Source organism: Azospirillum brasilense (genome assembly GCF_005222205.1).
In the GTDB taxonomy this organism is placed as follows: domain Bacteria; phylum Pseudomonadota; class Alphaproteobacteria; order Azospirillales; family Azospirillaceae; genus Azospirillum; species Azospirillum brasilense_G.
In genome coordinates this window covers 632,627-645,605 of the sequence record NZ_CP032347.1, presented here as the reverse complement: position 1 = coordinate 645,605, position 12,979 = coordinate 632,627, and the positions used below count along the sequence as shown (strand labels likewise).

The following is a 12,979-nucleotide window of genomic DNA, read 5'->3' as shown; positions in this document are numbered from 1 at the left end:
CGGCCTCTCATAACAACGAATGCGAATCATTCGCAATCAATAGATCGGCCGATAAAAATTTCTTTTCTGGGGATGGGTGAGGGGGCGGCGGGCGGCGGTCGTCCTTGTGTCTGGTATCCTGTGCGCGAACGCCGGAGCGCTGTCCGGTGTCCCGTCGCCGGCCGTCTTCGGGTTCGCCCGCCGGCCGCCGCTCCGGCCGGCGCGAGGCTCAGTTTCCCGCCAGAACCTCCAGACAGGCGGCCGGTGGCTCCGGGATGGCTTTGGGTGGCCGGGGCGCCGGCGATTCCTTCGGGGGTTCGAACCAGCTCAGAAGCTCCTGGCCGCAGCCGTCCCCCGGTGGAATGGGCGCTTGCGGGATGCAGGCCGTCGATCCGGCCGGGCAGTTCATCCGCACATGGAAGTGGGAGTCGTGTCCGGCCCAGGGACGAACCGCGTTCAGCCAGGATCGGTCGCCACGCTCGCTCTGGCAGAGCGCCAGCTTGATTGCCGGGTTCACGAACACCCGCGCGACCTTCGGACTGGTCGCCGCCAGTTGCAGCAGGCGCGCCTGCCGGGGGCCGAACCGCTCCGGGAGGACGCGCTGCGTCTGCCGGTTCACCATGGTCGGGAAATCCGTCCGCTCCCGCGCCTCCCGCGCGAGAGGCGGCTGGTCGAGATCGAACCACACGTCCACGTCGAGGCCGATCTGGTGGCTGGCGTGTCCGCTTTCCATGCGGCCGCCGTAAAGCTTGGAGATGTCGCCGATGGCCAGCCGCCCGAGCCGCTCGGCCTGCGCCCGGCGGGCGAGGCTTTCGACGAAGGCGATGGTGTCGGGGTGGCCGTGGTTCCGGTTCCGCGACAGGTTGACCGCCTGGTAGCCGAGGCCTTCGGGGGGCAGCGTCTGCGCGCCGCGGATGCAGCCGTTGGCGTAGCTGCCGATCGGCTGTGCCGAGGGGAACGGGATCGACGGCTGGAAAGCCACCCTGCCGGGATCCATCGGCAGGGTGCCGGAGGCCGGGGGGGACGATCGGGGAACCGGATCGGCCGCCGTCGCGTCAGCGGTGAACCAAACGCCGCAAAGGATCGTCAGCGCTGCGAAAGACCATCGTCGGGCCATGACCGGTCGGGAACCTCTCATCGTTGACGTCGCCCGACAATAGCACGGGAACTGTGGTCTGGGCGTTGCATCCGGTGGGAGGTGGGCCGCCGGATGGACGTCACGGGTCCCGCGCCGATGGCCGGCGGCGTGAGCGTGGACCCGGCGCCGCGTCCCGGATGAGAGACGCCCGATTGATCAGGTTCAGCCAGCCGGGCCGGAACCGGCGGACACCGGCGGCTCCCCGGACAGAAGGCCCCTGGCCAGGAGCTGAAGATACATCCGGACGGCTTCTTCCGGCAGATTGACGACACCGTTCTCATCGGTGTAGCGCAAGGCGAGATAGCCACGCGTGGCGATCAGCATGTAGACCAACGGTTCCAGCGCCTCGTCGCCGAGGTTGGCGATCTCGCCGTTCTTGCGGGCGTTGCGCAGAAAGCGCATGTAGCCGCCGGTGATGTTGTGGAAATGCTGGCGGTGAGCCTTCGGCGCGAAGATCTCCGCCTCGTTCAGGATGCGCAGGAAATAGGGCATGCGCTTGAGGAAGGAGAAGAAGGCGCGGAACGATTGCTCCTCCTTCTCCAGAAAGGTCTTGGCGCCGCTGGCCTGCTGGCGGATGTGAACCAGCATCTTTGCCCCCAGCACCGGAAGCAGCTCGTCGAAGATCTCCTGACGCGAGGCGAAGTAGTTGTAGAAGGTGCCCTGCGCCAGGTTCGCCCGCTGGGTGATCCGGGTGATCGAGGCGTCGATGTAGCCATATTCCCCGACCACCTCGGCGGCGGCCTGGAACAGAGCGTCGCGAACCTCTTCCGACCGCTGCACCCGCGTCTTCTTTCCCGCCGTCCGCCCCATCGCCGCCATCGCCTGAAATCTCCCTCTGCGTCCCGGATTTAGCTGTTCGCCACGCTTTTGACGAGAGAATCCGACGTCTGATGGAGGTGATCGGGAAGCCGCCCGAACGCCTCCAGCACATCGCCGATCGAAGCGCCGGGCAGGGCGCGGGCGAAGCGCTCGATCCAGTCGTAGGCGTCGGCGGGCACCCCGGTTTCATCCCCAATGCGGCGGACCAGAGCGCTCACCGCCTCCCAGGGCAGGGAGAAGTCGCCGGTCGTCATGTCCTGGCGGCGGGCCAGCGCCGTGCCGTCCTCCAACATCACGTCGATGGCACAGCACAGCCGCCGCACGCCCTCGTCGGGGACGAGAGCGACGCGTTCGACCAGGGCGTTGACCGCGCCGTCGTCGTAGCGGGTCATCGTCTCCATGGTCGGCACGCCGCGCAGCAGGGTCAGCGCGATGCAGAAGGGGATGCTCATCAGCGTGCCGGAGATGCTGGCGAAGGGTCCCTTCGAATCCATGCCGGCGTAGCCGGTCTCGAACGGGTTCATGCGCACGGTCACCGACCGGATGGCCCGGCCCGCCACCTCGCCGCGCAGGGCGAGCGCCGCGGTGACCGGGGTCTGGTTGAAGGCGCAGACCGGGTAGGGCTTGAAGGTGACGCGGTGGATCGACCAGTCGCGGCCCAGCCGCGCCGCCAGTTCCGCCGGATCGCAGCCGGTGCGGGCGAAGGCGCGGACGAAGCCGGTCCGTCCCTCGAAGGCACGGGGCGCCGAGACGGAGCCCGCCGCCGCCAGCCGCGCCGCCGTCAGGCCGTTCACCGCGGCGACGCCGACCTGATAGCGCCACTCGTCGGTGCCGTCGTCGAAGGATTGCAGGATGCCGCCGGTGAAGGAGGCGGCGTTGGCGAGCGCCGCCGCGATGCGGTCCTCCGGCAGGCCGAGCAGGTGCGCCGCCCCGGCGGCGGCGGCCAAGGTGCCGTAGAGCGGCGAGGCGCGCAGGCCGGCGGGCGTGGTCAGCGGCGAGAAGGCGTTCTCCAGCAGCCCGCCCGCCTCGTAGCCGGCGACCAGGGCCGGCAGCAGCCGTTCCACCGGGCCGTCCCCGGCCTCGACCAGCGCGGTCAGCAGCGGGATCAGCACGGCTCCGAGGTGGGCGGCGCCGCAGGTGTCCTCCTGCGCCCGGCCGTGGAACAGGGCGGAGCCGGCGAGCGCAGCGCCGGGGATGCTGGTCCGCCGTCCGTCGCCCAGCATGGTGGTGCCGTCGGATCGTTCGCCATGCAGGGCCAGCGCCGCCGCCCGCGCCACCGGTGCGTAGGGGGTGCCGTGGCCGCCGAGGGCGATTCCGTAGCCGTTCAGCAGGCAGACCCGCGCCTTCTCCACCACGTCGGGCGGCAGGCTGTCCAGGGTCAGGCCGGCGACGAAGCGGGCGATGGCCGCCGCCAGGGTGTCGGGAGCGGTCAGGTCGGGAGCGGTCAAGGGGTGTCCTCCGAATGGGCGGGGGCCAGCTCGTCGCGCAGCACGCGCTTCAGCACCTTGCCGGACGGGTTGCGCGGCAGCGCCTCGCGCAGCAGCAGGCGCTTGGGGATCTTGAAGCCGGCAAGGTGCCGGCGGCAGTGCTGTTCCAGCGTCTCGGCGTCGAGGCTCTCGCCCTCCTTCAGCACCACGACCGCCGCCGGCACCTCGCCCCAGCGCTCGTCGGGGACCGCGATGACGGCGACCTCGACGACCTGGGGCAATAGGAAGACGACCCGTTCGATCTCCGAAGACGCGATGTTCTCGCCGCCGCTGATGATCATGTCCTTCTTGCGGTCGGTCAGGAACAGGAAGCCGTCGGCGTCGAGATAGCCGACGTCGCCGGTTCGGAACCAGTCGCCGTAGAAGCTGCGCGCCGTCTTCTCCGGGTCCTTCCAGTAGCCCTTGGTGACCTTCGGGCCGCGCAGGCAGATCTCGCCGATGTCCCCGGCGGGCAGGGAGGTGCCGGCATCGTCGCGGATGTCGACCTCCACATGGGCGAGCGCCCGGCCCGTCGAGCCGATCTTCTCGATCTCGCGCCCGGCCTCCATCAGCGTGTCGCCCGAGCAGCTCTCCGTCAGGCCGTAACCGTCGATGTAGCGGGCGTTGGCGAACAGGCCGGTGAAGTCGCGGATGCGCTGCTCCGGCGTGCGCTCGCCGCCGCCGATCGCCCATTTCAGGCTGGAGACGTCGTAGCGCCCGCGTTCCGGGTGGGACAGGATGCGCCCGACCATCACCGGGGCGAACCAGGCGCCGGTCAGTTGCTCGCGCTCGATGGCGGCGAGCGCCGTGTCGGGATCGAAGTCGCGCAGCAGGCAGATCGTGCCGCCCAGCCACAGCACCGCGAGGCCGGGCAGGTCGAAGGCGCCGACATGGTACAGCGGCCCGACCGCCAGCAGCCGGTCCTCCGCCGTCAGCCCCAGCGCCGTCACATGGTCCATGCATTTCCAATAGAAGTTCTCATAGGAATGCATGACCCCTTTGGGGTGGTCGGTGGTGCCCGACGTGTACATCAACCGGAACAGGTCCTGCGTCCCGCGCACCCGCATCGGCGGCACCGGCCCGTCGGCGCCGGCCAGCGCCCGTCCGTCCGCCTGCGCCGCCGCATCGACCAGGACGGCGCGTGGGTCGTCCGTCACCGCCGCAGCCAGCTCGGTGTCGGCGAAGACCAGCACCGCCCCGGCGTTGCCGGTGATGAAGGCGACCTCGGGGGCGGCCAGCCGGTAGTTGATCGGCAGGAACACCGCGCCGAGGTGGCTGGCGGCGAAGGCGATCTCCAGGAAGGCGGCGCTGTTCTTCATCACCACCGCCACCACGTCGCCCTCGCGCACGCCGCGCCGGTGGAGGAAGGCGGCCATGCGCCCGATGCGGTCGAGGAAGTCGGCGTAGCTGATGCGCTGGTCGCCATAGACCAGCGCCAGCCGGTCGGGCGTGCGCAGCGCGTGGAACCGGATGAAGGCGCTCAGATTGACCACGGGTGTCCCCTCCCTCGGGATGTGCGGCCGGCTTATCCGCCGGCTTCGCTGTCTATACGACCTCACTTGCCGGCTCTCAGCGGATGCCGGTGGCATCCGCTTGCCGCCAGCGGGAACTCTGTTCCCGCGAGAGGTCGGGCTTCGGCCGCATGGGCGGCCGGGACCGCGGTTGCGGTCCGAAGCGGATCGTAATCCGCTTCAGTAGGATTTCGGCATGCCGAGATCGTGCATGGCGATGAAGTTCAGCACCATCTCTTCCGACACCGGGGCGAAGCGGAACAGCCTCGCGTCGCGCCACAGCCGCTCGACATGGTATTCCTTGGCGTAGCCCATGCCGCCCATCGCCTGCATCGACCGCTCGATGGCGTGGGACGCCGCCTGCGCCGCGATCAGCTTGGCGATGTTGGCCTCGCTGCCGTAGGGCAGGCCCGTATCGCAGAGCGACGCCGCCTTCAGATTCATCAGCCGGGCGCATTGCAACTCAGCGTGGGCCTGGGCGAGCGGGAACTGGACGCCCTGGTAGGCGGCCACCGGCTTGTCGCCGAAGACCTTGCGGTCCTTGGCGTAGTCCACCGCCAGCCGGATGGCGAGGCTGCCGGCACCGACTAGTCCGGCGGTGGTGACGATGCGCTCGGTGTTCAGCACGTCGAGAAGCTGGTGCCAGCCGCCGTCGAGCGTGCCGATCAGCTCGTCCGGCTCGATCCGCACGTCGTCGAAATAGACGGTGCTCGAAGCCAGCGTGTTGGTGCCGACCTTTTCGATCGGCTGGTGGCTGAGCCCTTCGCGGTCCACGTCGATCAGGAACAGGCTGATGCCGGCGGTGCGGCGGCCGGCCTCCTCCAGCCGGGTGGTGCGGGCCACCACCAGCATCTTCTGCGCGTCGGGCACGCCGGTGATCCAGATCTTCTGGCCCTTCAGCCGCCAGCCCTGGCCGTCGGCGTGGGCGAAGGTCCGGATCTCTAGGCTGTTGGAGCCGGCGTTCGGCTCGGTCAGCGCCATGCAGAAGTTCAGCTTGCCCTGGATCAGGGCGGGCAGCATGGCGTCCTTCTGCGCCTTGCTGCCGAACTTCGCCAGCGCCACGCCGCCGAAGATCGGGTTGATCATGAAGAGCTGGGCCAGAGTCGCGCCGCCGCCGGCCGCCGACAGCGCCTCCACCACCAGCGCCATGTCGAGCATGCCGAGGCCGGAGCCGCCATATTCCTCCGGCAGGGAGACGCCGCCGAGGCCGGATTCGCAGATGCCGGCCCAAGCCTCGGTCGGGAAACTCTTCTTCGCGTCCTGCTCACGCCAATAGTCGGGACCGAACTCGGCGCCGACGCGCGACGCCGTCTCGATCATCAGGCGCTGTTCTTCGGAAAGCTGGAAGTCCATGGGGAGTCGTTCCTTGGGTCAGGCGGCTTTGGTTCAGGGTGCGCGAAGCAGGCGCAACGGCCGCTCCAGCCCGGCGATGATGCGGTTGAGGAAGGCCAGGGCGGTCACGCCGTCGAACAGCCGGTGGTCCGCCGACAGGACGAGGCCAAGTTCACGCCGCAGCACCGGGGCGCCCGCCTCGTCGGGACGGAACACGGGACGGACGCTGCCGACGCCGAGGATGCTCGACTGGCCGGGATTGATGATCGAGGACATGTAGGTGACGTTGTGCATGCCGGCGTTCGACACGGTGACGGCGCCGCCCTGGAAGTCCTCCTCGGTCAGGCGCCCATCGCGGGCGCGGCGGGTCAGCGACGCGGCCTCCGCCGCCAGCCGGTCGAGCGGCAGGGCCGCCGCCCCGCGCAGCACCGGGGCGACCAGCCCGCGCGGCGTGTCCACCGCCATGCCGATGTCGCCGCGGCCCAGGGCGAGGATCGCGCCGCCGGAAGGCTCGTCGTCCCACACCCGGTCCATCTCCGGCATGGCGGCGAGCGCCCGCCCGACCGCGGCCAGCACCAGATGGGTCATCGAAATCCGCGGCAGCCCGGATTCGGTGTCGGCGTTCAGCCGGTCGCGCAGGGCCGCCAGCTCCGTCACTTCGGCCTCCGCGGCGAGGTAGAAGTGCGGGACGTCGCGCTTGGCGGCGGTCAGGCGGCGGGCGACGGTCGCCTGCAGGGCGGTGGGCTTCGACCGCTCTCCGGCGGATGTCTCGATCTTCGGCGCCGGGGGCGCGGGTTGGGGTGCCGGTTGAGGCGTGGGCCGCGTTTGGGCCGCCGCCTCGACATCGGCCACCTTGATGCGGCCACGCGGCCCGCTTCCGGCCAGCGTCGTGAGATCGACGCCTAAACCCTCGGCGCGTCGACGGGCGAGCGGTGTCGACAGGATGCGCTCCCCGTTGCTGCGGACCGGGGCGGGCAAGGGGCGGGCGTTGGCGGCGACGGGTGTCGGGGCGGGTTTCGCGGCGGGCGCCTCCGCCGGCTCCGGAGCGGGGGCGGCGCCCGCGCCGTCGGCGGACCAGCGGGCGATCGGGGTGCCGACGGCCACCGTCTCACCGGCGGGGATGGTCGTCTCGATCAGCACGCCGTCGCTGTCGGCCTCGACCTCCGAGGCGATCTTGTCGGTTTCGACGACGAGCAGCACGTCGCCGCTGCGGAAGGGCTGGCCGGGAGACACCCGCCATTCGGCGAGCACCCCCTCGGTCATCGTCAGCCCCAGCTTGGGCATCACCAGTTCGCGGACCATGGTCATTGCCCCGTGAAGGCGGCCTTGCGCTTCTCCAGGAAGGCGCGGCAGCCCTCGTGAGCGTCTTGGCTGTCGAGCACCAGCCCGATCATCGCCTGTTCATAGGCCAGCGAGGCGCCGAGCGGCATTTCCGCGCCGTGGCGCAGCGTGCGCTTGGTCAGTTTCAGGATCAGCGGCGACTTGGCGGCGATCTTCTGGGCGGTGGCCATCGCCTCCGCCATCAGATCGGCCTTGGGCACGGCGCGATTCACGAGCCCCCAGGCAACCGCCTCTGCGGCGGTGAACTGGTCGCCGGTGAAGACCAGTTCGCGCGCCCGGCAGGCGGGAATCTGGCGCAGGATGCGCTGGGTGCCGCCGGCGCCGGGGAACAGGCCGAGGTTGATCTCCGGCAGGCCGAACTTCGCGCTGTCGGCGGCGATGCGGATGTCGAGCGACAGCACCAGCTCCGTCCCGCCGCCGAGCGCCCAGCCGTTGACGGCGGCGATGGTCGGCTTGTCGCAGGTCTCGAACCGGCGGAACACCCGGTGCACGACCTCCGCGAAGTCGAGATAGTGGGCGAGGCCCTGGCGGCTGTCGAGGTCGGCGATGTCGCCGCCGGCCACGAAGGCGCGCTCGCCGGCCCCGGTGACGACGATGACATGGACGCCGTCGTCGGCCTCCAGCTCGCCCAGCGCCCGCTCCAGCTCCAGCAGGGTCGGCACGTCGAGCGCGTTGAGGGTCGTCGGGCGGTTGATGGTGATCAGGCCCACGGCGCCGTCGCGGCTGGTGAGGATGGGGCGTTCGTCCGTCATGATGCTGGTCCTCCCGTGGGACGTTCAGGCGAGCGTGCTCTTGACCGCCGCGACGATCCGGTCGGCGTCGGGCAGATAGGCCGCTTCGAGGGTCTTGGCGAAGGCGATGGGCATGAAGGGCGCGCCGACCCGCAGCACCGGGGCGTCGAGGTCGTCGAAGGCGTCCGACGCGATGCGCGCGGCGATCTCCGCCCCGACGCCGAAGGCCTGCACCGCCTCGTGCGCGATCACCACCCGGTGGGTCTTGGCGACGGAGGCGAAGACGGCCTCCTCGTCCCAGGGCTGAATCCAGCGCAGATCGACGATTTCCGCCTCGATGCCCTCGGCGGCCAGCCGGTCGGCGGCGGCGCGGGCGGCGTAGAGGGTGGCGCCGTAGGTGACGATGGTGGCGTCGCGGCCCGCCCGGTCGATGCGCGCCTTGCCGACCTCGCGCGGGGCGGTCACGTCGATGTCGCCCTGGAGTGCATAGAGCGCCTTGTTCTCGACGACGACCACCGGGTCCGGCGCCTCGATGGCGGCGCGCAGCAGGCTGTAGGCGTCGGCGACGGTGGCCGGGCAGACGACGCGCAGGCCGGGGATGTGGGCGAACCACGCCTCCAGGCACTGCGAATGCTGCGGCCCGGCGTTCAGCCCGCCGCCGTGCGGCGTGCGCAGCACCATCGGCACGCTGCATTGTCCGCCGAACATGAAGCGGGCCTTGGCGGCCTGATTGACCACGGCGTCCATCGCCAGCGTCACGAAATCCATGAACATGATCTCGACCACCGGCTTCATGCCGGTCAGTGCCGCCCCGACGGCGGCGCCGACCAGGGAGGCCTCGGAGATCGGCGTGTCGCGCACACGCTCCGGCCCGTGGGCGTCGAGCAGGCCGCGGGTCGCCTTGAACGGCCCCCCGGCGGCGGCCACGTCCTCGCCCATCAGCATCACGGCGGGATCGGCGGCCATCGCGTCGTTGAGGGCCTGGGCGACGGCGTTCACATAGCGCAAAGGCTTCGGCATCGATGGTCAGGCCCCGGCGGTGAGGGTGGTCGGCGTGTAGACATCGCGGAAGGCGGCGTCCACGTCGGGCAGGGCGTCGGCACGGGCGGCCTCCAGTGCGTCGCGGATATCGGCGTCCACCGCGTCGACGAGGGCGGCGAGCGCCGATTCCTCGACACCGGCGGCGAGCAGCGCCTCGGCGGAGCGGCGCAGCGGGTCGTTCTGCGGCAGGCCGGCGATCTCGTCGGCGTTGCGGTAGCGCTGCGGATCGCCTTCGAAATGGCCGTGCCAGCGGGTGGTCAGGCATTCCAGGATGCGCGGACCGCCACCGCGGGCGGCCTCCACCACCTCGGCGGCGGCTTCGGCCACCGCGGCCACGTCGTTGCCGTCCACCCGGCGGTGCGGCACGCCGAAGGCCGCGCCCAGCTTGTCCAGCGTCGCGGCGAACTGAGTGGAGGTCGGCGAGAATTCCGACCAGCCGTTGTTCTCGCAGACGAAGACCATCGGCAGCTTCCACAGCGCCGCCATGTTCAGGCACTCGTGCAGGGCGCCCTCGGCCATGGCGCCGTCGCCGAAGAAGGCGACCGCCACGCCGCCGGTGCGCCGCGTCTGGTGGGCGAGCGCGCTCCCGGTGGCGAGCGGCAGCCCGGCCCCGACGATGCCGTTGGCCCCCAGCACGCCGAGCGACAGGTCGGCGACGTGCATGGAGCCGCCGCGCCCGCCGCAGATGCCGCCGGCCCGCCCCATGATCTCCTTGAAGAAGAGGTCGAGCCTCACGCCGCGGGCGAGCACATGGCCATGGCCGCGGTGGGTGGTGGCGAAGCTGTCCTGCGGCCCGAGCGCGCCGACGACCCCGGCGGCCACCGCCTCCTGCCCGACGCTGAGGTGGATGAAGCCGGGGATCTCGCCGTCGGCGAACAGCCGGGACAGGGTGGTTTCGGTCGCCCGGATCGTCTGCATGGTGCGGTGGAGCGCCAGCCGCCGGTCGGTTGGGATTGAGTTGGCCGGAATCGAATCTGCCTGAGCGGCGGATGACGGCATGGATGCCTCCCTTCGCGTTTCTTCCGCGCCCCGCCGGTGTGTGTGGGAAGGCGCGGTGCGGAGTCGATGCTCCGTTGGTCAGCCAAACAATGAATGATGATTCATGTTTCAGTCAAGCGGTCTGTTTGCCCCATTCCCGCTCCCTCCTGCTGGGTGGGACGACGGCACATCTGGTGACCCTCTCCCGCCCGCCTCCGCGGGCTTCCTCTTCCGGGGCGGGAAAGGGGGCAGCCTCAAATACACCGTTGCGCTGACAGTTGGCGCGCGTTACATTCTCAATGAAAAATGACTCATGGTTCATTCAAAAAGGCGAGGCAGCACGCTCCGCCGCATAAGGGAGGGAAAAGCGCCATGCACCGTCGTTCCGTCATCCGCTTGCTCGGGGCCGCCGTCACGCTGACCTCGGCTCTCGCCCTGTCCGCCGGGTCCGCCGCCGCTCAGGACACCATCAAGATCGGCATGACCTCGGCCCTGACCGGCCCCTACAACGAGTATGGCGAGGGCGGGCGGCGCGGCGTCGAACTCGCCATCGAGAAGTGGAACGCCAAGGGCGGCATCAACGGGAAGAAGGTCGAGCTGGCGATGCTGCTCGACGACCAACTCGTGCCCGACCGCGCGGTGCAGAACATGCGCCGGCTGCTCGACAACAAGGAACTGGTCGCCATCATCGGCCCGGCGGGCAGCGGCCCGACGCTGGCGGTGATCGAGATGGCCGCCGCCGACGGGCGCCCCTACATGAACCCGGTGGCGCAGACCCCGACCGTCACCTACCCGGACGGCGGCAAGCCGCGCCCGAACGTCTTCTCCTTCGCGCTTCAGAACGACGTCGAGTCGACGGTGCTCGGCCGCTACGTCGCCAAGCAGTTCAAGAAGCCGGGGCTGGTCCACGAAAGCACGGCCTACGGCGTGTCCGGCGCCGACATGATCGCCAAGGAGCTGAAGGCGGCGGGCGGTGCCGTCGTGGCGACGGAAACCTACAACCAGCGTGCCCAGGACGTGACGGCGCAGATCGCCCGCCTCCAGCGGGCCGGGGCCGACGTGGTGGTCTGCGTCGGGCTGGGCGCCGATCTGGCGGTGATCCGCCGCACCATGGCGCGGCTGAATTTCAACGTGCCGCTGGTCGCCTCCAACGGCGCCCTGTCGATCCCCTACCAGGAGGCCGCCGGGGATCTGGTGACCGGCACGCGCGGTTCGATGGTCTACGTGTTCGGCGAGGAGACGTTGAATCCGGCGGCCCAGGGCTTCGCCGACGCCTACAAGGCCAAGTACGGCACCGACCGCTGGTGGGGCAACGACCCGCAGCGCCCGCAGATCTTCATGTCGCTGTCGGTCAGCAACGCCTACGACGCCGCCGACGTGCTGTTCGAGGGCATCAAGCGCGCCAACTCCACCGATCCCAAGGCCATTGCGACGGCCATCGAGGGAATCCAGGGCCTGCGCGGGGTGAACGCCACCTATTCCTTCTCCGCCACCAAGCACCACGCCATCGCGCCGGAGGATGTCGCGATCTTCGAGTATGTGAAGACCGGCGACAAGATCGGGCTGACGATCGTCAAGAACTGACGGGGTGCCCTCTCCCGTCCCGGGAGAGGGAAGGGGCCCGCCGCGAAGCGGTGGGAAGGGGGAGGGGTGATCGGGGCATGGAGTCCGTACCACGCCCGACGACCCTCACCCTCCCCACTTCGTGGGTCCCCTCCCTCCCCCGGGGCGGGAGTGGGGTGAGAAAGGACGACGCCATGCATTTCGTGCTGCAACTCGTTTTCGCCGGCGTCTGTGTCGGCGCGGTCTACGCGCTCATCGCCATGGGGCTGTCGCTGACCTTCTGGACCACGCGGACGCTGAATTTCGGCCAGGGCTCGCTGCTGATGACCGCCTCGGTGGCGACGGTGGCGATGCTGGGCGCCGGGATGCCCGCGGCCATCGCCGTGCCGCTGGGCATCCTGCTGGCCGGCGGGCTGATGGTGGTGGCGGAGCGGATCGCCATCCGCCCGCTGCTGAAGTCCGGCGACAGCATGGGCTGGGTGGTGTCCACGCTGGGGCTCGGCATCTTCCTCCAGGGCTTCGTCTCCAGCGTCTTCGGATCGCAGGCCATCGCTTTCCCGTCGCTGGTCTTTGACAGCCTGGATTCGGTGGACGTCGCCGGGGTCCAGGTGTCGTCGCAGTATCTCGCCGTGCTCGCTTTGTCGCTCTCCCTGATGGTGGCGATGGAGCTGTTCCTGCGCCGCTCGGCCTGGGGCCGCGCGGTGCGGGCGGTGTCGCACGACGCCGACGCGGCGGCGCTGGCCGGCATCCCGGTGCGCCGGGTGATCGTGCTGTCCTTCGTCGCCAGCGGCGTGCTGGCCGGCATCGCCGGGGTGATGGTGGCGCAGATCACCGGCACCGTCGATCCCAGCTTCGGCTTCAACCTGATGGTGCTGGGCTTCGTCGCCGCGGTCTTCGGCGGCATGGGCAACACCGCCGGTGCCCTGGTCGGCGGCATCGCTCTCGGCGTCATCGAAAAGCTGGTCGGCGGCTACGTCTCCACCGCCGCCGAACACGGCATGGCCTTCGCCATCCTGATGGTGATCCTCGCCATCCGCCCGCAGGGCCTGTTCGGCCGCAAGGAATTCACGAAGGTGTAAG

General features: G+C 70.1%; 11 protein-coding genes. 2 read left to right on the top strand and 9 right to left on the bottom strand.

Features of this window, described 5'->3' with window-relative positions; genetic code table 11:
- Positions 1-208: 208 nt before the first annotated feature.
- The 9 genes from mepA to D3869_RS24935 form a co-directional block, all read right to left on the bottom strand.
- Positions 209-961, bottom strand: coding sequence for a penicillin-insensitive murein endopeptidase (gene mepA / locus D3869_RS24975; protein ID WP_175426600.1), 753 nt, complete (start codon positions 959-961; stop codon positions 209-211).
- A 318-nt stretch (positions 962-1,279) separates the two neighbouring features.
- Entirely contained in the window at positions 1,280-1,936 is a 657-nt protein-coding gene (locus tag D3869_RS24970) for a TetR/AcrR family transcriptional regulator (protein ID WP_137142455.1), read from the bottom strand.
- A 29-nt stretch (positions 1,937-1,965) separates the two neighbouring features.
- Positions 1,966-3,384 (bottom strand): MmgE/PrpD family protein, encoded by a 1,419-nt coding sequence (locus tag D3869_RS24965; RefSeq protein ID WP_247895959.1) that lies wholly within the window; start codon positions 3,382-3,384, stop codon positions 1,966-1,968.
- Positions 3,381-4,895, bottom strand: coding sequence for an AMP-binding protein (locus D3869_RS24960; protein ID WP_137142454.1), 1,515 nt, complete (start codon positions 4,893-4,895; stop codon positions 3,381-3,383). Before D3869_RS24960 ends, D3869_RS24965 begins: the two co-directional genes overlap by 4 nt.
- Before the next feature lie 198 nt (positions 4,896-5,093).
- Complete coding sequence (locus tag D3869_RS24955; protein WP_035681232.1) at positions 5,094-6,266, bottom strand: acyl-CoA dehydrogenase family protein; 1,173 nt, start codon at positions 6,264-6,266, stop codon at positions 5,094-5,096.
- A gap of 33 nt (positions 6,267-6,299) precedes the next feature.
- A complete protein-coding gene (locus D3869_RS24950) occupies positions 6,300-7,547 on the bottom strand; it encodes a dihydrolipoamide acetyltransferase family protein (RefSeq protein WP_349017892.1) in 1,248 nt (415 codons plus the stop codon).
- 2 nt (positions 7,548-7,549) lie between these two features.
- Positions 7,550-8,338: an enoyl-CoA hydratase/isomerase family protein gene (locus D3869_RS24945; protein WP_137142452.1), complete on the bottom strand. Its 789-nt coding sequence runs from the start codon at positions 8,336-8,338 to the stop codon at positions 7,550-7,552.
- A 24-nt stretch (positions 8,339-8,362) separates the two neighbouring features.
- Complete coding sequence (locus D3869_RS24940) at positions 8,363-9,337, bottom strand: alpha-ketoacid dehydrogenase subunit beta (RefSeq protein ID WP_137142451.1); 975 nt, start codon at positions 9,335-9,337, stop codon at positions 8,363-8,365.
- A gap of 6 nt (positions 9,338-9,343) precedes the next feature.
- Entirely contained in the window at positions 9,344-10,357 is a 1,014-nt protein-coding gene (locus D3869_RS24935) for a thiamine pyrophosphate-dependent dehydrogenase E1 component subunit alpha (protein ID WP_137142450.1), read from the bottom strand.
- 351 nt (positions 10,358-10,708) lie between these two features.
- Here D3869_RS24935 and D3869_RS24925 point away from each other — a divergent pair, with 351 nt between their 5' ends.
- On the top strand, positions 10,709-11,920 hold the full coding sequence (locus D3869_RS24925) for an ABC transporter substrate-binding protein (RefSeq protein ID WP_137142448.1): 1,212 nt from the start codon (positions 10,709-10,711) through the stop codon (positions 11,918-11,920).
- 173 nt (positions 11,921-12,093) lie between these two features.
- Positions 12,094-12,978 carry a branched-chain amino acid ABC transporter permease gene (locus tag D3869_RS24915; protein ID WP_137142446.1) on the top strand — a complete coding sequence of 295 codons (885 nt, stop codon included), beginning with the start codon at positions 12,094-12,096 and terminating at the stop codon, positions 12,976-12,978.
- Position 12,979 lies beyond the last annotated feature (1 nt).

Excerpts from the sequence above, each read along its gene's own strand:
- D3869_RS24970 (WP_137142455.1), bottom strand. The coding sequence starts at position 1,936 with ATGGCGGCGATGGGGCGGACGGCGGGAAAGAAGACGCGGGTGCAGCGG.
- D3869_RS24955 (WP_035681232.1), bottom strand. The coding sequence starts at position 6,266 with ATGGACTTCCAGCTTTCCGAAGAACAGCGCCTGATGATCGAGACGGCG.
- D3869_RS24950 (WP_349017892.1), bottom strand. The coding sequence starts at position 7,547 with ATGGTCCGCGAACTGGTGATGCCCAAGCTGGGGCTGACGATGACCGAG.
- D3869_RS24945 (WP_137142452.1), bottom strand. The coding sequence starts at position 8,338 with ATGACGGACGAACGCCCCATCCTCACCAGCCGCGACGGCGCCGTGGGC.
- D3869_RS24940 (WP_137142451.1), bottom strand. The coding sequence starts at position 9,337 with ATGCCGAAGCCTTTGCGCTATGTGAACGCCGTCGCCCAGGCCCTCAAC.
- D3869_RS24935 (WP_137142450.1), bottom strand. The coding sequence starts at position 10,357 with ATGCCGTCATCCGCCGCTCAGGCAGATTCGATTCCGGCCAACTCAATC.
- D3869_RS24925 (WP_137142448.1), top strand. The coding sequence starts at position 10,709 with ATGCACCGTCGTTCCGTCATCCGCTTGCTCGGGGCCGCCGTCACGCTG.
- D3869_RS24915 (WP_137142446.1), top strand. The coding sequence starts at position 12,094 with ATGCATTTCGTGCTGCAACTCGTTTTCGCCGGCGTCTGTGTCGGCGCG.